General features: G+C 59.0%; 18 protein-coding genes. 13 read left to right on the forward strand and 5 right to left on the reverse strand.

Translation table 11 applies throughout. From position 1 onward, the window contains the following. Positions 1-166: 166 nt before the first annotated feature. The 6 genes from G5229_RS12080 to G5229_RS12105 all read left to right on the forward strand — a co-directional run bounded on the left by G5229_RS12080 (position 167) and on the right by G5229_RS12105 (position 5,000). Positions 167-988, forward strand: coding sequence for a helix-turn-helix transcriptional regulator (locus G5229_RS12080; protein WP_005357044.1), 822 nt, complete (start codon positions 167-169; stop codon positions 986-988). A 40-nt stretch (positions 989-1,028) separates the two neighbouring features. Next, positions 1,029-1,664, forward strand: a complete 636-nt coding sequence (locus G5229_RS12085) for a LysE family translocator (protein ID WP_058059345.1) — start codon at positions 1,029-1,031, stop codon at positions 1,662-1,664. Between the two features lie 57 nt (positions 1,665-1,721). Continuing rightward, the gene (locus tag G5229_RS12090) at positions 1,722-2,852 is read left to right on the forward strand and encodes an ABC transporter substrate-binding protein (protein WP_219296747.1); all 1,131 of its coding nucleotides are present in this window, start codon (positions 1,722-1,724) and stop codon (positions 2,850-2,852) included. A gap of 390 nt (positions 2,853-3,242) precedes the next feature. Further along, entirely contained in the window at positions 3,243-3,899 is a 657-nt protein-coding gene (locus G5229_RS12095; RefSeq protein WP_421209190.1) for a DUF3313 domain-containing protein, read from the forward strand. A 100-nt stretch (positions 3,900-3,999) separates the two neighbouring features. Then, positions 4,000-4,362, forward strand: a complete 363-nt coding sequence (locus G5229_RS12100) for a cystatin domain-containing protein (RefSeq protein WP_421209191.1) — start codon at positions 4,000-4,002, stop codon at positions 4,360-4,362. Between the two features lie 125 nt (positions 4,363-4,487). Next, a complete protein-coding gene (locus tag G5229_RS12105; RefSeq protein ID WP_421209192.1) occupies positions 4,488-5,000 on the forward strand; it encodes a cupin domain-containing protein in 513 nt (170 codons plus the stop codon). Between the two features lie 101 nt (positions 5,001-5,101). On the opposite strand, the gene G5229_RS12110 is transcribed toward G5229_RS12105, so the two are convergent. After that, entirely contained in the window at positions 5,102-5,602 is a 501-nt protein-coding gene (locus G5229_RS12110) for a DUF1993 domain-containing protein (protein ID WP_213387864.1), read from the reverse strand. A 310-nt stretch (positions 5,603-5,912) separates the two neighbouring features. Between G5229_RS12110 and ydfZ the strand changes: the two genes are divergently transcribed. Continuing rightward, complete coding sequence (gene ydfZ, locus G5229_RS12115) at positions 5,913-6,110, forward strand: putative selenium delivery protein YdfZ (protein WP_421209193.1); 198 nt, start codon at positions 5,913-5,915, stop codon at positions 6,108-6,110. A 31-nt stretch (positions 6,111-6,141) separates the two neighbouring features. On the opposite strand, the gene G5229_RS12120 is transcribed toward ydfZ, so the two are convergent. Then, the gene (locus G5229_RS12120; RefSeq protein ID WP_421209194.1) at positions 6,142-6,273 is read right to left on the reverse strand and encodes a hypothetical protein; all 132 of its coding nucleotides are present in this window, start codon (positions 6,271-6,273) and stop codon (positions 6,142-6,144) included. 42 nt (positions 6,274-6,315) lie between these two features. Between G5229_RS12120 and G5229_RS12125 the strand changes: the two genes are divergently transcribed. Together G5229_RS12125 and G5229_RS12130 are read left to right on the forward strand one after the other, a co-directional pair. After that, on the forward strand, positions 6,316-6,753 hold the full coding sequence (locus G5229_RS12125; protein ID WP_346215095.1) for a DUF2846 domain-containing protein: 438 nt from the start codon (positions 6,316-6,318) through the stop codon (positions 6,751-6,753). A gap of 210 nt (positions 6,754-6,963) precedes the next feature. After that, positions 6,964-7,494 (forward strand): REP-associated tyrosine transposase, encoded by a 531-nt coding sequence (locus G5229_RS12130; protein ID WP_421209195.1) that lies wholly within the window; start codon positions 6,964-6,966, stop codon positions 7,492-7,494. A gap of 91 nt (positions 7,495-7,585) precedes the next feature. Here G5229_RS12130 and G5229_RS12135 read toward each other — a convergent pair whose 3' ends face one another. After that, on the reverse strand, positions 7,586-8,545 hold the full coding sequence (locus G5229_RS12135; RefSeq protein ID WP_421209196.1) for a hypothetical protein: 960 nt from the start codon (positions 8,543-8,545) through the stop codon (positions 7,586-7,588). A gap of 180 nt (positions 8,546-8,725) precedes the next feature. Then, a complete protein-coding gene (gene uvrD, locus G5229_RS12140; RefSeq protein WP_041209786.1) occupies positions 8,726-10,897 on the reverse strand; it encodes a DNA helicase II in 2,172 nt (723 codons plus the stop codon). A 506-nt stretch (positions 10,898-11,403) separates the two neighbouring features. Here uvrD and G5229_RS12145 point away from each other — a divergent pair. From G5229_RS12145 to G5229_RS12160, 4 genes are all read left to right on the forward strand, one after another. After that, complete coding sequence (locus G5229_RS12145; protein WP_005340803.1) at positions 11,404-12,402, forward strand: BMP family lipoprotein; 999 nt, start codon at positions 11,404-11,406, stop codon at positions 12,400-12,402. Positions 12,403-12,487: 85 nt separating this feature from the next. Next, positions 12,488-14,053, forward strand: a complete 1,566-nt coding sequence (locus tag G5229_RS12150) for an ABC transporter ATP-binding protein (protein WP_075116180.1) — start codon at positions 12,488-12,490, stop codon at positions 14,051-14,053. Continuing rightward, positions 14,053-15,171, forward strand: coding sequence for an ABC transporter permease (locus tag G5229_RS12155; protein WP_005357011.1), 1,119 nt, complete (start codon positions 14,053-14,055; stop codon positions 15,169-15,171). The genes G5229_RS12150 and G5229_RS12155 overlap by 1 nt, the downstream gene beginning before the upstream one ends. Positions 15,172-15,173: 2 nt before the next feature. After that, on the forward strand, positions 15,174-16,139 hold the full coding sequence (locus tag G5229_RS12160; protein WP_021230728.1) for an ABC transporter permease: 966 nt from the start codon (positions 15,174-15,176) through the stop codon (positions 16,137-16,139). Positions 16,140-16,405: 266 nt separating this feature from the next. Here the strand turns inward: G5229_RS12160 and G5229_RS12165 are convergent, their stop codons facing one another. Continuing rightward, a complete protein-coding gene (locus G5229_RS12165; protein ID WP_421209197.1) occupies positions 16,406-18,397 on the reverse strand; it encodes a bifunctional 2',3'-cyclic-nucleotide 2'-phosphodiesterase/3'-nucleotidase in 1,992 nt (663 codons plus the stop codon). Positions 18,398-18,409 lie beyond the last annotated feature (12 nt).

Consider the following 18,409-nt stretch of genomic DNA (forward strand, 5'->3'; position numbering starts at 1 on the left):
ATGCCTCCCTTTGCTTTTTCCGTAGCTCAATAAGCGGGTTGTGGTTGCCGGTTATCGCTGGTGGCGTAGCCGACCTGCTTTGGTTGCCATTGCACCAGCTGCAAAGGCATAGCCGGAATGCAATAATCTACAAGCTTTCAGCTTGTTTGCGGTGTATCTATAACCCATGAATACCACCGATTCCCTCATCCGCTACTGGCAATCCCCGCACCTGCCGGGGGTCGAGCTGTCGCACTCTCACCACAGGGCGTTCAGCTACGGCCGCCATGTCCATCTCGACTACCATATCGGGCTGGTGCAGCGGGGTGGCCAGAAGTTTATCCATAAGGGAAATAGCCACCATCTGGTGCGCGGGGTGCTCTCTACCGTCAACCCGGACGAGGTGCACGACGGCCTCAGCCTGCTGCCGGAAGGGTATGAGGTACGGGTCTTCGCCATCGATCCGCAGCAGCTGGCGCTCTGGCTGCCGGAGCAGCCGGAACCCTTCTTCGACAAGGGATTGCAGAGCCGCCCCGACCTCTATCAGGGCTTTGCCCAACTGCACGGCTATCTCGACAACCCCAAGGCCGATGGCCTGCTGATCGAGAGCCAGCTGCTCGCCCTGCTGGGGGAGCTGCTGCATCTGGCCCCCGAGGTACACCAGCTGGCGGATCCCCAGTTGCGATTTCTGCGCGACTACCTGATGGCGGCCCTCGACGAGCCCCACTCGCTGGAAGAGCTGGCGGGGCTGCTCGGGCTTGACCGTTTCGCCTTCCTACGCCAGTTCAAGAAGCGCAGCGGCATGACCCCTTATGCCTGGCTGAAACGGCTGCGGCTGGAGCAGGGCAAGCGGCTGCTGGCGAGCGGCATGGCGGTGAGCGAGGTGGCGCTGGCGGTCGGTTTCTTCGATCAGAGTCACTTCCATCACGGCTTTCGCCAGGCATTCGGTCTGACACCCGCCGAATTTCGTGCCCAGATGCAATCTTTTACAAGCCGCGCCCCCCGCTGATCCGCCATGCTGGCTCTCCGTCGTTAAAGCGAGAGTTGTTATGCTGACCAGTCTGTTCGTTACCCTCGGCCTGATGCACCTGATTGCACTGGCCAGCCCCGGCCCCGATTTCGCCCTGATCCTGCGCACCAGCCTGCACCGGCCGACCGCCCTTGGCGCGGCGCTGGGCATCTCGCTGGCGATCATGGTGCACGCCACCCTGAGCCTGACCGGGATCAGTATGCTGATCGCCAGTCACCCGCTGCTGTTTATGGTGATCAAGTGCTGCGGCGCCCTCTATCTGGGCTGGTTGGGGTGGGGCGCCCTGATGGCGGCTCGGCAGCAGAGCAGTACCGTGATGGCCAGCGCCGCCAACGAGCTGCGCGGCTGGGGCAGGGGCGTGCGCACTGGCCTTGCCACCAACCTGCTTAACCCCAAGGCGCTGGTGTTCTTTATCGGTCTGTTGGCCGCCATGGTGACGCCAGAGGTGGATGGAATGACCCGCAGCCTGCTGGTGGGCGAGCTCTTCATCATCTCCCTCTGCTGGTTCGGGCTGCTGGCGTGGAGCCTCTCCACCGATCGTGCCCAGCGCCTGCTGCTGCGGGTGCAGCGACCGCTCAATCTGGTGACCGGCGTGCTGTTTGCGGTGGTCAGCCTCTCCATTCTGGCGAGCATGGGCGCCGAGCTGGTGGCCTGACGAGTCGGCGCATGGGCCTATACTCCAACAAGGTTTGCCTGTCAGGAGTGCCCGGCCATGCGTCTACTGCCTCTTTGCTGGTTGCTGGGGATGACCCCAGCGCTGGCGGCCCCGGTTCAGCTCAAATTGCTGGAGTGGGGCTATCTGCCAGCGGGTTATGAACAACAGTTTGCCGACTACGCCAAAGCCCATGGGGTGGAAGCGACGGTCAGCCGGATCGAGCCGCTGCTGACCGATTTCGACAGCGTCTACCGCGCCCTGCGCACCCGCAGCGCCGATGTGGTGCTGCCGACCAGCTACTTCTACAAGGCCCATCACCAGCCGCTGTTCAAGCTGCTGCTCCCCATCGATTTCAATCGCCTGCAGCACTACCCCGAGGTGAAGCCCGCCCTCAAGAACACCGAGTATGACAAGCAGGGGGAGCGCAACTACTCGGTGCCCTTCTCCTACGCCATGTTCAGCCTCGCCTATGACAGCAAGCAGGTGCCGCAAGCGCCCACCAGTTGGCAGGTGCTCGCCAACAGCTCGCCGCCGGGCCAGTTTGCCGAGTTCTGCGACCAGTTCGAGCCACTGCTCTTTTCGGTGCTGCTCTCGCTGGGCAAGTCGCCCGCCCTGTTTGCCAGCGGCGAGATGCTGGCCGACAAAACCTTGCAGCAAGAGGTGGAGCAGCAGCTCTCGCAGCGGCTGCAAGCCAGTCGTGGCTTCTGGTTCAATCAGGCCAACCGCTGCGAGGATCTGCGCCAGCAGACCTTTGCCACCACCTGGGGGCTGGAGCTGGTGGAGTGCAACAAGCAGAACGATCAGCAGTGGCGGATCGCCATGGTGCAGGAGGGGGCCATCTATGCCCTCGATGCCCTCTCCATCGCTCGCCATGTCGGGGATGATCCTGCACGGCTCAAGGCCGCCTACCTGCTGGTGGATTTTCTGCTGAGCGCGCCGCTGCAACGCCAGATGCTGGTGGGCACGCCCACCATTTCGGCCAGCAATATTGCCTCCCGGCCACCCCTCAGCCCGCAGGAGCAGGCGGTGCTGCCGGATCGCCCGCTGCCGGAGTTTGACGAGCGACTGCTGGTGCCCGCGTTGCCCGCCCATATCAAGAATCGCTACAAACGGATGGTGCAGCAGGCGATCGTCGCCAGCGGCAAAGAGGGGCTGGTCAAGCAGTGCCCCTGGGATCTCGATAACTGATGAATGAGCCTGCCGCTTCTCCGGCGGCAGGCAAGTTTGCGCAAGATGGCTGATGATCGGTCATCGCCCGTTCCAGGGCATTTCCCCGTTCAACTCACGCCGCTCGTTGGCCCCCATCGTTTGAAAAAACTGCGCGCTTTCCGCAATCCCATTTAGCCGGATTAAACAACCGAACCCTCGCCAGATTGCCGTTCATACCCTGGCTGACCCTGTACAAAAGTGCCTCAATTGTGACAACTTGGATGTGAGCTGAACAATCCTGATCTGTCCCTTGTGGGAAGGTGATGAATAGGTTATTTCTCTGTGACATTGGCGGCATCCGGCACGGGTTATCCAGCCATGTGGTGCGAAATCCACCGCAAAAACAAACAGTAAAATGCAGGAGCAAATATGAAAAAGGTCGTGATGGTTGCCGTGGCTGCGGCCCTTCTGGGTGGCTGCGCCGTCAAGAATCAGGTATCCCACAGCTTGCAGGCAATCCCGCTGACAGCCTTCCAGCAGAGCGAGAGTAACCCCAATCAGCGCGTCTACAAGGAGCCGGGCGTTGACCTGCGCCAATACAATGAGGTGCTGCTCGATCCGCTGCAGTTTATTCGTCAGGAGAACGGTCAGTGGTATCTGCTGACCGCCAATGAACAGAACCAGATTGGCCGCTACTACCACGACAAGTTCCAGAGCGAGCTGATCAAGCAGGGCGTCAAGATCGCCACCGCCCCCGGCCCGAAAGTGATGCGGATCCAGGCCGCTGTCACCAACTTCGACCTGACCCGCCCCGACCCCAAGCTGCGTGACCTGCTGCCCGCCAAGATCGCCATCAACGTCACCCGCGAAGTGATCGGCAAGGAGCCTTATCTGCTCAAGGTGGGCAGCATGGCCCAGCTGCTCGACTCCCGGAGCGGCAAGCTGCTGGTACGGGTGATGGATGCCCGTGAGAGCACGGACAGCACCCACAAGGATGAGCCCATCACCGCCGGGGAGATGGAGAAGATGATCGACCAGTGGGCGGCCAGCCGTGCCAAACAGCTGGCGGACAATCTGGGGCGCTGATCGACTGGCGCGTCCAAGCGGGGCGCAGCGGGAGCCTTTTGGGCTGCAATAATGGCAAGATGTTGATAAGGTGGTCATTTTGCAGGCAGGAGAAAATGATATGAAACGCGTGTTGTTAACCATCCTTGTTGCTGGCCTGTTGAGTGCCTGCAGCACCTCGTCACCCACGCCTGAGTGTGCACCGATGGCGGGTGGCTGGCAGAGTCAGACGTTGCCCAATGCTGAAGGGGAGGCTGCGTTGGCCAGCGTGCTGGCTCGCATGAACACGGCCGCCAAGCTGCAGAGCATCCGCGAGGTGCGCAGCCAGGTGGTCTCCGGGGTCAACTACGACATCGAGTTCCAGCTCGACAACGGAGAGGTGTGGAACACCCGTGTCTATCGGGATCTTGCCGGCAACTACCAGATGACCCGCCCGGCTGCACAGGGCGAGCTTCCTCCCTTGCCTTGCGTCAAGGCCAAGTAATTCCTGCTTGTTGAGCCCCTCGTCAGAGGGGCTCATCTGACCAGAAAATTTCTGCTGTTCTCCCCGCATTCTGACAGTCAGGATGACCCTTCCCGTGACTGCATCCTCATAGAAAAGGAACCACTATGAATCGCCACCCCTGCATCAAACACTGGAGCGAGCTGCAAGAGCAGACGCCGCGCTATTACTCCGGCAGTCAGGAGCCCCTTTCCCGCGGCTGCGCCCTCGGCAAGCACTTCGGCTTTAGCCGCATCGGAATTCACCACGAGATCGTCGAGCCCGGCCATCGCACCAGCTGGCCCCATGCCGAGAAGACCGAAGATGAGTTTGTTCACGTGCTGGAGGGGACGCCGGATGTCTGGCTCGATGGTGTCCTCTATCGGCTGCAACCGGGGGATTCGGTGGGTTTCAAGGCCGGTGACGGGCTGGCCCACGCCTTTATCAACAACACCGAGGAGATCGTCAGGCTGCTTTGCATTGGCGATACCGATCGGGAGGACAACCGCATCCACTACGCCGTGCATCCCGAGCGCAATATCACCCTCGGCAAGCTGCACTGGGATGACGTGCCCGAGCGTGAATTGGGTGGTCACGACGGCCTGCCCGACAAGCTGCGCGAGAGCAATGGCCCCTTCTAGGGCGCAGCCTTTCTGCGCACCAGCCCCGTACCACCCGACATAAAAAAGCCTGCCGCGTGGCAGGCTTTTGCTATCTGTTTGCCGCCTGTGGCGTGCCGCGCTTATTGCAGGTTGAGCCCGCCCAGATAGTCACGCTTGCCGAGATCGACCCCGGCGCGGCGCAGCAGGGCGTAGGCCATGGTGAGGTGGAAGTAGAAGTTGGGAATGCCGTACTCATGGACGCAGGTATGGCCATCCATCCCCTTGCCGCCCGCCCAGTGGGGCACGTAACGGCCGCTGGCGTACTGGCTGTAGTCCGCGTCCAGCTTGCCTTGCAGATAGCTGATGGTCTTGCCGATGTGGGCGCGCAGATCGGCCATGGTTTTGGGGTCATCTCCCAGCACCGGCAGCTCGCTGTGGCTGGCGGTGGCCACCACGGCGCGGGCCGAATCGCAGCAGATCAGCACTTGCTTGGACAGCGGCAGCATATCGACGATCAGCCGCTCGCCGAAGAAGTTCTCCACGTTGAACTGCTTCGCCGCGGCGTGAGCCTCGGCCTTGACCAGACAGTGGTCGAGGTTGGTCAGCATCTTGATAAACTGGGCGGTGATATCGCGATTCATGAGCACTCTCCATCTTGTTGAAACAGCGGCCCGCGTGTGCGGCCACGGTGAATGAGACTGGCTAATCGGCCACCAATATACCCCAACCGCTGCCGGGTTCGAGCCTACCACGATGAAAACGGCAGGGCAGCGCTACTTCGCGCGACAACCGTTGGCCAAGGGGCAGCGCTCGCTTTTTGAGCCTGTGAGTCCCTTATCACCCCTTTTTTGATCTGTGACATAAATCACCTTTTTTCAGGGGCGTAGGCTGAATGCGTTGTCCTGGACACGCGCCTGCGCATCCGCCAGGACACAAGAAAAGGAGAATGAGATGAAGATCTATGACCGTAACCGCAATGTGCTGAACCTGGGTCAGCGCGTCATGATTGCCACCACTGGCGCAGTCGATTTTCTGAAAGAGGCCCACACCGACAATATGACCCCCTATCAGGCGGAGCATGAGAAGTGCGTGCTGCTGGCAAACTCCGGAGAGCGTTACGCCCCCATCGAGTTGATTAGACTAGGCTGATCCCTTTCCCTGTCACCCTACTCTTTACAATTCACCCGGCCGCCGCGCCCCATCTGGCGGCCGGGTTTCTGATTTCCCCCACCTTCATCCCACCAAATGCTGAAAAATTGAACCGGGTCACATCCCGCTCGATTTGAGCGATTGTCAGCCAGCGCAGGCTCATGCGAACCTTTAAATCCCGTTAACCCACTAAAAAATAACGACTATGTTCAGGCAAATAATGATGGGTGCCGCCCTGCTGTCGGCGGCGCTGCTTTCCGGTTGTGCTTCCGTACCCATGGCCGATGCCACCGCAGACGCGCAGGCCAAGCAGTTTGTAGCCCCCAAGGATGCGGCCAACCTCTATATCTATCGCAACGAGACCTTCGGTGCGGCGGTGAAAATGCCGCTGCTGGTGGATGGTATGGCGGTCGGCGATACCGTGGCCCACACCTACATCCTCAAGCAGGTGACACCGGGCAGCCACACCATCACCTCCAAGTCGGAGAACGATGCCACCCTGACCCTCAGCACCGAGGCGGGTAAAAACTACTACGTATGGCAGGAGGTCAAGATGGGCCTGCTGATGGCCCGCTCCAAGCTGAGTCAGGTCGGTGAGGAGGAGGGCAAGCAAGGGGTGATGGAGAGCAAGTTGGTCAAGTGACCAGAGGCTTTCACCAAAAACAAGGCGTAGCTCCACCAGTTACGCCTTTGCCCGAAAGTGGGTGTTCCAGATTTCCTGTCCATGTAGGTTCGATTAGCGAAGCGTAATCGGACGATCGCGTAATGGAACATCCGCGTCATCACGGCCCGCAAGCAGATCGAAGTGAGGCAAGGCTATGCTTGGCTTTTCGGTCTCAACGAGGGGAAAGGGATGGCCAATTGGCGGCGGGCATGGTGGCCCGGAGGAACCTGGTTCTTTACCGTCAACCTGCTGGAGCGGCGTAACAACCGGTTGCTGGTGGAGCAGATCGACCTGCTGCGCCACAGCGTTGCCAAGGTGCAACAGGCTCACCCCTTCGCCATTCATGCATGGGTGGTGTTGCCCGACCATCTCCACTGCATTCTCTCTTTGCCGGAAGGGGACACCGATTTCCCCCTGCGGTGGCGGCTGATCAAAAGCCACTTTTCCCGCGCCTTGCCGGTCAATGAGCGGCGCAGCCAGACGCGGTTACGTCACGGGGAGCGGGGCATCTGGCAACGCCATTATTGGGAACATCTGATCCGGGATGAGCAGGATTACCGCCGCCATATGGATTACGTCCATATCAACCCGCTCAAGCATGGTCATGTCACGCGGGTGGCCGATTGGCCGTATTCCACCTTCCATCGTTATGTGGCGAGCGGTATCTATCCGCCGGAGTGGTGTGGGTCGGTGGATGGGGCATCGGGGGGATTGGAGTGAACCCTAAAAGGGTTGTTCCGTTGTAAGCGACCGATAATGCGAACGTCTTACGCGATCGTCCGATTACGCTTCGCTAATCGAACCTACGGTCCTACCTACCGTAAGAAAGAATCTGGGGTACATAAATACTGTGCTTCAAATCGATCTTTAATTTGTAGGAAGCTAAAGCGAATGCTGCATTCAAGGACTTTTCTGCTGAATCCTTATCCACTTTCTCATTTCGATGCGCAAAACCATTTCGTGCATTTTTAGCTTGCGTTATCAATGCAATAACAGATGAATACTCACGATAGTTAGCAGTGCTTTGTACTTTTGATAGCATGTCATCAAACTTCGGTGAGTTCCCATTTTTATTCATGTTGCCATTTGCTTCTCTTAAGAAAATATCAAGTATGATATGCTCTATGATAAACCAAGAGAGAATTAATGAGGTACTGTAGTCACTATTTAAATACTCGCTTTCAGATTTTGATAGAATGTTTAAGCATTCAATTCCCTTCTCATCTAAACGTTCTAAAACATCAAAAGCCTTTTTGTATGCATCAACATAAATTTGGCCATCTCGACTTTCTAATTCTTTGAACTCAAGATTCATAGCTGAGGTTACATTAGGGCATGTCGGGATGAATGTTGTTGGCTCATCAAGGTTTTGACCGCTTTCACCGAAGAATTTCATGCACATGGTTTCATGAATGGTGATTTCTATTGGGATAATTGGCGTGGCACAGCCTGAAGTGTAATCCTTTGATGTCAAAGCTAGTAGATAGTTATAGACATTAGCGACCTTAATTAAATTTTTACGCAATTCAACAGTTTTGAAAAAGTCATCCTCTTGTGTTGTTGCTAGTCTCTTTGTGTTGCTTGATATCCAAACCATACCCGGTCTTGTTACTATTATAGAAAGATCTTTCCCTTCAGCAGCAAAAACCACCTCTCTTATAAAAAGAGATTTATTTTTTCTGGCATTAAAGTCATACCAATGCTCATCAGCATCTACTACAACCCAAACATATGGTTTTGGTGTAAAACCTAAAAAGTAAACGTTATTCATTAGCGTTGCCTGGTAATTAATTTTAATGCATTAATAACACTTGTTGTAACCTGATGCCAGCATCGTAGGTTCGAATAGCGAAGCGTATTCGGACGATCGCGTATTTAAAGTTGTCGCGATGGGTCATATAAAAACCAACCCGGCCTAAGCCGGGTTGGTTGTATCAAAAGGCGGGAAAAATCAGAGCGCTTCCAATCTGGCATACGCCGTCACCAGCCACTTGGCGCCGACGTCGTCGAACTGGATCTGCACCCGGCTCTGCTGGCCGACCCCTTCGAAGTTGAGTACCACCCCTTCACCGAATTTCGGATGGAGTACCCGCTGGCCGAGCTTGATGCCGCTGGCGTCGAAGCTCTGCTGCACCTCGTTCTGGCTAAAGCGGCCGTACTGGGTGGGGCGGCTGACCTGAGTGCGCAGCCGGATCTCTTCCAGGCACTCGGCGGGCATCTCGCGGATAAAGCGGCTCGGCTTGTGGAACATCTCGCGGCCGTAGATGCGGCGGCTCTCGGCATAACAGATGTAGAGCTTCTCCATGGCGCGGGTCATGCCGACGTAACAGAGACGGCGCTCCTCCTCCAGCCGGCCCGACTCCTCGGTCGATTGCTGGCTGGGGAACATCCCTTCCTCGACGCCGACCAGCAGCACCAGCGGGAACTCCAGCCCCTTGGCACTGTGCAGGGTCATCAGCTGCACCGCATCGGCATATTCGTCCGCCTGATTCTCGCCGGATTCCAGCGCCGCGTGGGCGAGGAAGGCGGAGAGATCGCTCATATCCTCCAGCTCGTCCGGGCGCTGGTACTGGCGGCAGGCGGTGACCAGTTCGTCCAGGTTCTCTACCCGCGCCTGGGATTTCTCGCCCTTTTCCGCCAGATACATCGCCTTGAGGCCGGAGTTCTGGATGGCGATATCCGCCTGCTGGTGCAGCGGCAGCATGGCGACCTGCTCCTCCAGCGCGTCGATCAGCTCGACAAAGCCGCGCACCGCATTGCCGGCGCGACCGGTCAGCACCTTGTCGTTGAGCAGCGCCTTGGCCGATTGCCACAGGTTGAGCCCCTGATCGCGGGCGTTGCCGCGCAGGATCTCGAGGGTGCGATCGCCGATGCCGCGGGTCGGGGTGTTGACCACCCGCTCGAAGCTGGCGTCGTCGCCACGGTTGTTGATAAGACGCAGGTAGGCCATGGCGTCTTTAATCTCTTGCCGCTCGAAGAAGCGCAGGCCGCCGTAGATGCGGTAGGGCATGGCGTCCTGCATCAGCGCCTCTTCCAGCACCCGTGACTGGGCGTTGGAGCGATAGAGGATGGCGCAGTCGGCCAAGAGGCCGCCCTTTTCCTTCCAATCCTTGAGGCGGCCGACCACGAAGCGCGCTTCGTCCACCTCGTTGAAGGCGGCGTAGAGCGAAATCGGCTCACCCTCGGCCCCTTCGGTCCACAGCTCCTTGCCAAGACGCTCGGCGTTGTTGGCGATGACGCTGTTGGCGGCCTTGAGGATATTGGCGGTGGAGCGGTAGTTCTGCTCGAGGCGAATGGTCTCGGCGCCCTGATAGTCGGTCAGGAAGCGCTGGATGTTCTCGATCTTGGCGCCGCGCCAGCCGTAGATGGACTGGTCATCGTCGCCGACGATCATCACCTTGCCGCTGTTGCCCGCCAGCATCCGCAGCCAGGCGTACTGGATGCCGTTGGTATCCTGAAACTCGTCCACCAGGATGTTCTGGAAGCGGTCGCGGTAGTGCTCGAGGATGTGCGGCTTGTTGAGCCACAGCTCGTGGGCGCGCAGCAGCAGTTCGGCAAAGTCCACCAGTCCGGAGCGATCGCAGGTCTCCTGATAGGTCTTGTAGATCTGCTGATAGGTGCGGGTGACGGGATCGCCGTAGAGGTCGATGTCGCCGGGGCGCAGCCCTTCATCTTTCTTGCCGTTGATGTAGCCCATCACGGCGCGCGGGGCCCAGTGCTTCTCGTCGAGGTTGAGCGCTTTGAGCACCCGGCGGATCAGCCGGTACTGGTCGTCGGAGTCGAGGATCTGGAAATCCTGCGGCAGGCCCGCATCCAGATGGTGGGCCCGCAGCAAACGGTGGGCGATACCGTGGAAGGTGCCGATCCACATGCCGCGCACGCCGTCGCCGATCACTTTTTCGACCCGGCCGCGCATCTCGGCCGCCGCCTTGTTGGTAAAGGTGACCGCGATGATGGAGAAGGGTGAACAGCGTTCCACCTGCATCAGCCAGGCGATACGGTGCACCAGCACCCGGGTCTTGCCCGAACCGGCACCGGCCAGCACCAGCAGGTTGCTGCGGGGCGCCGCAACGGCATCTCTTTGCTTGTCGTTGAGCCCGTCGAGCAGGGTTGAAACGTCCATCACCACTCCTGTTTATTTATACAGGCGGGGATTATACGGCCATCCCTCTGCCAGACCAAATCCAAACTCGGGGGGAGGGGCGAGATGGGGTCTTGCAGGGGCGCCGGTGCGGCCATTTTTGGCTGGCGCAGAGAGAACGGGACGGGGAGGTTTCCAGCTGTAGCCAATCCTTGCTCGCGCGGTTTGTGGGGATTTTGCGAGCCGGATCACGGGCTTGCCGGGGGGCTGGATGAATAAGAGGGGAAAACGGTTTACAGTAACTTGCTGAACAATAAGAGAAATGTCGTTTGGGTCTTTTGGTTGTTAGCATAAAAAACTGAAAAGTAGCTAAAAAACAACTGCTTATAAGGTTATTTGCTTAGAATTCAAACCGTTAACGCAAACGTTTTTCCCTTATCATTTGCTTGACCCGCATCGGGGCTGACTTAGAGTAAGCCTGCGTGCTAGATAGCCTGCTCTGACAGGCAAGCAAGTTCCCTCACTTAATAACAATCAAGGATACGATCGTGACTAAAGTGCTCAAGCTGGCCACTGTGGCCTCCCTCACTCTCGCTGCTCTCTCTGCTCAGGCTGCTTCCGAGCCAGCCGTCATTTATGACACCGCGGGCAAGTATGACAAATCATTCAACGAAGCCGTGTTCCGTAACGGCGTCGAGCTCTACAACAAGGACAAGGGCGTCAAGGTCAAAGAGTTTGAACCCCAGAACGAAGCCCAGCGCGAGCAGGGTCTGCGTCGTCTGGCCAGCCGTGGCAACGGCCCGATCGTGGCGGTCGGTTTCAACATGGGTTCTGCGGTAGAGAAGGTTGCGACCGAATTCCCGAAAACCCAGTTCACCATCATCGACATGGTGGTCGACAAGCCGAACGTCCAGTCCGTCATCTTCAAGGAGCATGAAGGTTCCTTCCTGGTGGGCGCGCTGGCTGCCATCGCTTCCAAGAGCGGCAAGGTCGGCTTCGTGGGCGGCATGGATATCCCGCTGATCCGCAAATTCCAGTGCGGTTACGAGCAGGGTGCCAAGTTCGTCAATCCGAAGATCGAAGTGTTCCAGAACATGGCGGGCTCTACCCCGGCCGCGTTTGCTGACCCGGCCAAAGGTGCCGAGCTGGCCAAGTCCCAGTTCGCCAAGGGCGCTGATGTGGTTTACGCCGCAGCTGGCGGTACCGGTATCGGTGTCTATCAGGCAGCCAAGGACAGCGGCAAGTTCGCCATCGGGGTGGACTCCAACCAGAACCACCTGCAACCGGGCACCATGCTGACCTCCATGGTCAAGTCTGTGGGTCTGGCTGCTTACCAGACCTGGGATGACGCTGCCAAAGGCGAGTGGAAGCCGGGTATCAAGAACCTGGGTCTGGCCGAAGGCGGTGTGGATTGGGCTCTCGACAAGGACAACGAGAAGCTGATCACCCCGGAAATGAAAGCCAAGGTAGATGCCATCAAGGCTGAAATCATCGCTGGCAAGGTCAAGGTTCATGACTACATGAGCGATAACACCTGCAAATACTAATTAGATAGTTGCTACGACTCTCAACGCACCACCGGCCCGCACGGGCCGGTTTTTAGTCTTATTTCATGAAACGCAGGGCTGCATCATGGACCAGACAGATCGCTATGCCATCGAATTAAGAGGTATCGATAAGCGGTTCGGCGAAGTGTACGCCAACAAGCTGATCGACCTTAAGGTTCGCAAAGGCAGTATCCACGGCATTGTCGGCGAAAATGGCGCCGGTAAGTCCACCCTGATGAGCATCATTTATGGTTTCTACCATGCCGACAAAGGCGAGATGCTGATCGACGGGAATCCTTTCAAACCCCATGGCTCACAAGATGCGATTGCCGCAGGCGTGGGCATGGTTCACCAGCACTTCATGCTGGTCAACAACTTCACCGTATTGGAAAACGTCATCCTCGGCGCTGAGAACGGCTGGCACCTTCAGCAGAGCGTGGCGTCAGCCGAAAAGTTGCTGGGCGAACTGGCGCGAGACTATGGCCTCGACGTGCCGCTGCACGAGAAGGTCGAAGATCTGCCGGTTGGCTTGCAACAGCGGGTCGAAATTCTCAAGGCGCTCTATCGCGGCGCTCGCATCCTGATCCTCGACGAGCCGACCGGGGTACTGACCCCGCAAGAGGCGGATCACCTGTTCGAGGTGCTGAAAAAGCTGCGAGATCAGGGGGCAACCATCATCCTTATCACCCACAAGCTGCGCGAGATCCTGGCCATTACCGATCAGGTCTCCATCATGCGCCGTGGCGAGATGGTGGCGCACGTCGCCACCAAGGATACCGACAAGGAGCAACTGGCCGAACTGATGGTGGGCCGCAAGGTACGCCTCAAGGTCGACAAGGGGCCAACCCAGCCCGGTGAAGCCAAGCTGAAGATCGAAGGGCTCAGCTATTTCGACGCCAGCAAGGTGGAGCGGGTCAAATCGGTCAGCTTCGAGGTGCGGGCCGGTGAAGTGGTCGGCATCGCCGGGGTCTCCGGCAACGGTCAGTCCGAACTGCTCAGCCTGCTTGGCGGCATTCTCAAGCCGAGCAAGGGCAGCTTTACCATCAGCAGTCGCAGCGGCGTGCACAAGGTGAGCGCGGAGCACCCGGCCGATCCCGAGCTGGTGCGCAACTACGGCCTCGGCCATGTGCCGGAAGATCGCCACAAGATGGGTCTGATCAACCGCTTCGAGGCGAAAGAGGCCTTTATCCTCGGTTATCACCGCCGCCCGCAATACAACAAGGGTTGGCTGCAGAACAAGGAGGCGATCCAGCAGGATTGTCAGGCCAAGATGGAGAAGTGGGACGTGCGCCCGCCCCATCCCGATCACAAGACCGCCAACTTCTCCGGTGGCAACCAGCAGAAGCTGGTGATCGCCCGTGAAGTGGAGCAGGACCCGGATGTGCTGTTGATCGGCCAGCCGACCCGCGGGGTCGACATCGGTGCCATCGAATATATCCACCAGCAGATCATCGCCATGCGCGACAAGGGCAAGGCGGTGCTGCTGGTCTCGGTGGAGCTGGACGAGATCATGAGCCTCGCTGACCGGATTCTGGTCATTGCCGATGGTCGCATCGTCGGCGAGCTGGATGGTGCCAAGGCGGACGAGCGCACCATTGGTCTGATGATGGCGAACATAGTGCCGGACGAAGTTGCCAAGGAGGCCCACTGATGAGCCAAGTACGTATTCCTGCCTGGGTCTCCGTAGGCGTCTTGTCTGCGGTCAATATCCTGCTGGCCTTCCTGGTGTCGGCCATTCTGTTCTACTACCTCGACATCAACCCGGTCGATGCCGCCAAGATCATGTGGTACGGCGCGTTCGGCACAGGTGAAGGGGTTGGTTTCACCCTCTACTACGCAACCGGCTTTATCTTTACCGGTCTGTCGGTGGCGGTCGCCTTCCACGCCGGTCTGTTCAATATCGGCGGTGAAGGTCAGGCCTATATCGGCGGTCTCGGTGTCGGTCTGGTCTGTCTGATGCTCGGCGATGTGCTGCCGTTTGCCCTGCTGTTGCCGCTCTCCATCATTGCCGGTGGTCTGTTCGGTGCCGCCTGGGCCTTTATTCCGGCCTGGCTGCAAGCCAAGCGCGGCAGCCATATCGTGATCACCACCATCATGTTCAACTTCATCGCCGCCTCGCTGATGGCCTATCTGCTGGTGGAGGTGTTCAAGCCGCCCGGCTCGATGGCGACCGAGAGCAAGGTGTTTGCCGAAGCAAGCTGGCTGCCCAAGATGAGCGGGCTGGCGAACCTGTTCGGGATGGAGATCCCCAACAGCCCCCTTAACATCAGCTTCTTCTGGGCGCTGATCTGTGCGGCGCTGGTGTGGGTCTTTATCTGGCACACCCGCTGGGGTTACGAAATCCGCTCGGTCGGCGCCAGCCAAAGTGCCTCCGCCTACGCCGGTATCTCCTATCCCAAGGTAGTGATCCTGGCGATGGTCATCTCCGGCATGCTGTCGGGCTTCTTCGCCCTCAACGTGCTGCAGGGTGAACTGCACCAGATCAAGCTCAACTTCGTGGAAGGGTTCGGCTTCACCGGTATCGCGGTGGCGCTGATGGGGCGCAACCATCCGGTCGGCGTCATCATCGCCAGCCTGCTGTTCGGTTTCCTCTATCAGGGGGGCGCCGAGCTCAGCTTCGAGTTCGGTGTCGACCGCAACATCGTGGTGGTGTTGCAGGGTCTGGTGATCCTGTTCTGTGGCGCCCTTGAGCACATGATGCGTCCGCGCATCGAGCAGCTCTATCTGGCGTTTGCCAACCGCTCAGCCGCGCAAGCTAAAGGAGTCTGATCATGTTTGAAATTCTGATCCTGATGCTGGATGCGACCATTCGAACCGCGCCGCCGCTCATTTTGGCCGCCATGGCGGGCATGTTCTGCGAGCGCTCCGGGGTGGTCAACATCGCGCTGGAAGGCAAACTGCTGGCAGCGGCGTTCGCCAGTGGCGCGGCTGCGGCGGTCTCCGGTTCCGCCTGGATAGGTCTGGGTGCCGGGGTGGGAGTCTCTATCCTGTTTGCCCTGATGCACGGTTTTGCCACTATCACCCACCGCGGTGATCAGGTGGTGAGCGGCATGGCCATCAACATTCTGGCGGCCGGTCTGACCGTTACCCTGGGCCGTTACTGGTTCGATCAGGGTGGCCAGACCCCGGCGCTCTCCGGTGATGCCCGTTTCGCCCCCATCGATCTGCCCTATGCCAAGGAGCTGTGGGATGTGCCGGTGATCGGCCAGCTCTACAGCGAGCTGCTGAGCGGCCACTCCCTGCTGGAGTACGTGGCGTTTGCCTGCGTACCGCTGGCCTGGTGGGTGATGTTCCGTACCCGCTTCGGTCTGCGTCTGCGGGCGGTGGGCGAGGCGCCCGCAGCGGTCGATACCGCCGGTATCTCTGTGGTGCGGATGCGCTACACAGCGCTCCTTATCGGCGGCCTGCTGGCCGGTATCGGTGGCACCTATCTGGCGGTCGCCCAGACGGCCCAGTTCATCCCCAACATGAGTGCGGGCAAGGGCTTTATGGCACTGGCGGCGCTGGTGTTCGGCAAGTGGCGTCCCTGGAATGCCATGGCAGCCTGCCTGCTGTTCGGCTTCCTCGATGCGGTCGCCATCCGGCTGCAAGGGGTCAGCATCGGCGGCTTCGCCATTCCGGTGCAGGCCATCGAGGCACTGCCCTACATCCTGACCGTGTTCCTGCTGGCCGGCTTTATCGGCCGTGCGGTGGCGCCGAAGGCGCTCGGCACCCCCTATGTGAAGGAACGGGAGTAGCGCCCTCTATCGCGATAGTCCCGACTACACAGATAACAGCAGGCCCACTTCGGTGGGCCTGTTTTTTTATGGGCGGGATGGGACAGATCAGTCGGGATCTGGATGGTGTGATAGAGGGAGGCGATGGCGTGAAGGGATAAAGGGGCTGCGTGAGTTGCTGCGGGGAGCGGCTGGCTTACAGGTGCATATCCCGCTGCCAGTACCATTAAAAACCCCCTCGTATCAGGAGGGGGTTGCAGAGGTTATTGCCGGATTAACCCTGAGGTTCAGGGTGCCAGCACCAGCTTGTAGACGCCAAAGCCGGGGTGTTTGGCATCGGTGGGTGGCAGGGTCTCCACATAGTTCAGCTTGCCACCGGTCAGGGCTTGCGCCTCGCTGCGTGGCGAGCTGTAGATGCGCAGATCCAGATTGGCGGGCAGGGGTGCCAGCTGCCAGTTGTTGTCTGCCGGGGGCTCGAAACCGGCCGGATTCTTCTCTGCCAGATCCTTGAGGTATTCGGAGAGCACTTCGCGGGTTTCGAACTGATCTTCATGGACGATCACCTTGGCGTTGATGCCCGGGAAGTTGCCACCACCGCTGGCGCGGTAGTTGTTGGTCACCACGTAGAACATCTGGGTCGGGTCGATCGCCTTGCCCTGATAGGTGAGGTTGGTGATGCGATAGCTGTCGCTCACCTTGTTGCCATCCACATCGTAACGGGCGGGTTTGGTCACATCGACCTGATAGTTCACCCCGTCGATCACGTCGAAGTTGTAGGTGCGGTACTTCTCGTTCACCAACCACTGGGTAGCGGTGCTGGCGGCATCGATCTTGTTGAACTGGACGGCGCTCTTCTCCAGCCACTCCTGTACGGTCGCGCCATTGATAGCGACCACCTGCAGGGTGTTGGGGTAGACATAGAGGTCGGCCACGTTGCGCAGGGAGATATCGCCAGTCGGTACATAGGTGAAGTCGGTCGGACCGTTGCGACCGCCACGGAATGGCGCGGCGGCGGAGAGGATGGGCCATTTCTCCTTGAGCTGACCATCCTGTTGCAGTTTCTTGGCATGCCACAGCTGGGCGTCGCTGACGATCTGGATGGAGGGGTCATCCTGTACCAGCGCGAAGAAGCTGTGGATTGGCTTGGTGATCTTGCTGAGGGGCTCGTCCAGCCACTGGTTGGCCTGCTCGTGCTCGGCAATGACCTGATCGACTACCGCCTGATCTTCGGTGCTGGTGGCGCTACTGTCGATCTTGCGCAGCTGGGACTGGCTGGAGGCCACTTCCCAGCGACCCTCTTTCCAGGTCATGTGCAGGTCGATGATGCCGAGGTGGTTACCCCAGACGCCCGGCATCACGGTCGGTACCCCCGCCAGGGTGCCTTTCTCGTTGTCCACGTCGGTCATGTTGGGGTAGTCACCCGGGAAGGTGCGGTGGGCGTGACCCAGCAGCAGGGCATCGACCCCTTTTACCTTGGCCAGCGGCAGGGCTGCGTTCTCCATCATGGGTTCGCGCGGGTCACCAATGATGCCAGTGTGGGCCACGACCACGACGATGTCAGCGCCCTTGGCGCGGATTTCGGGTACATAGTGCTCGGCGGTCTCGACCATATCGGCCACCACCACCTTGCCTTCCAGATTGCGCTTGTCCCACTGGGTGATCTGGGGCGGGGTCAGGCCCAGCACACCGACCTTGATGGTCTGGGTATTGCCGTTGGCATCCTTCACCTGACGATCCAGCACTACATAGGGTTTGAACTTCTGCTTGCTCCAGTCGATGGTGCCCTTGCCACCACGGCTGAAGGCATCGGCCTGGAAGACGTTAGCGTTGATGTAGGGGTAGTTGGCCCCTTTCAGGGTCTCTGAGAGGAAGTCGAGACCGAAGTTGAATTCGTGGTTGCCCAGGTTGCCGACATCATAGCTCATGGTGTTGAGCGCCTTGATGGCGGGATGGGTCTGCTTGCTCAGCCACTGCTGTTTGACCTGCTGGTCGTGGATATAGTCGGCCAGCGGGGTGCCCTGGATCAGGTCGCCGTTGTCGATCAGCAAGTTGTTGGCGTTCTCTTCGCGGGCCTTGCGGATCAGCACAGCGGTGCGGGCAAAGCCCAGCGAGTCATCCGGCTTGTTCTGGTAGTAGTCGTAGCTCAGCAGGTTGGAGTGGATATCAGAGGTTTCGATCAGCCGCAGGGTGAGATCACCGGGGGCCTGAGAGTTGTTGTCGTCACAGCCGGACAGCAAAAAGATAACTGCCACCGCGCTCAGTTTGAGGGTGGTTTTCATTGTTGAATTCTC

This window comes from Aeromonas sp. 602396, assembly GCF_049173735.1.
Classification (GTDB): domain Bacteria; phylum Pseudomonadota; class Gammaproteobacteria; order Enterobacterales; family Aeromonadaceae; genus Aeromonas; species Aeromonas veronii_A.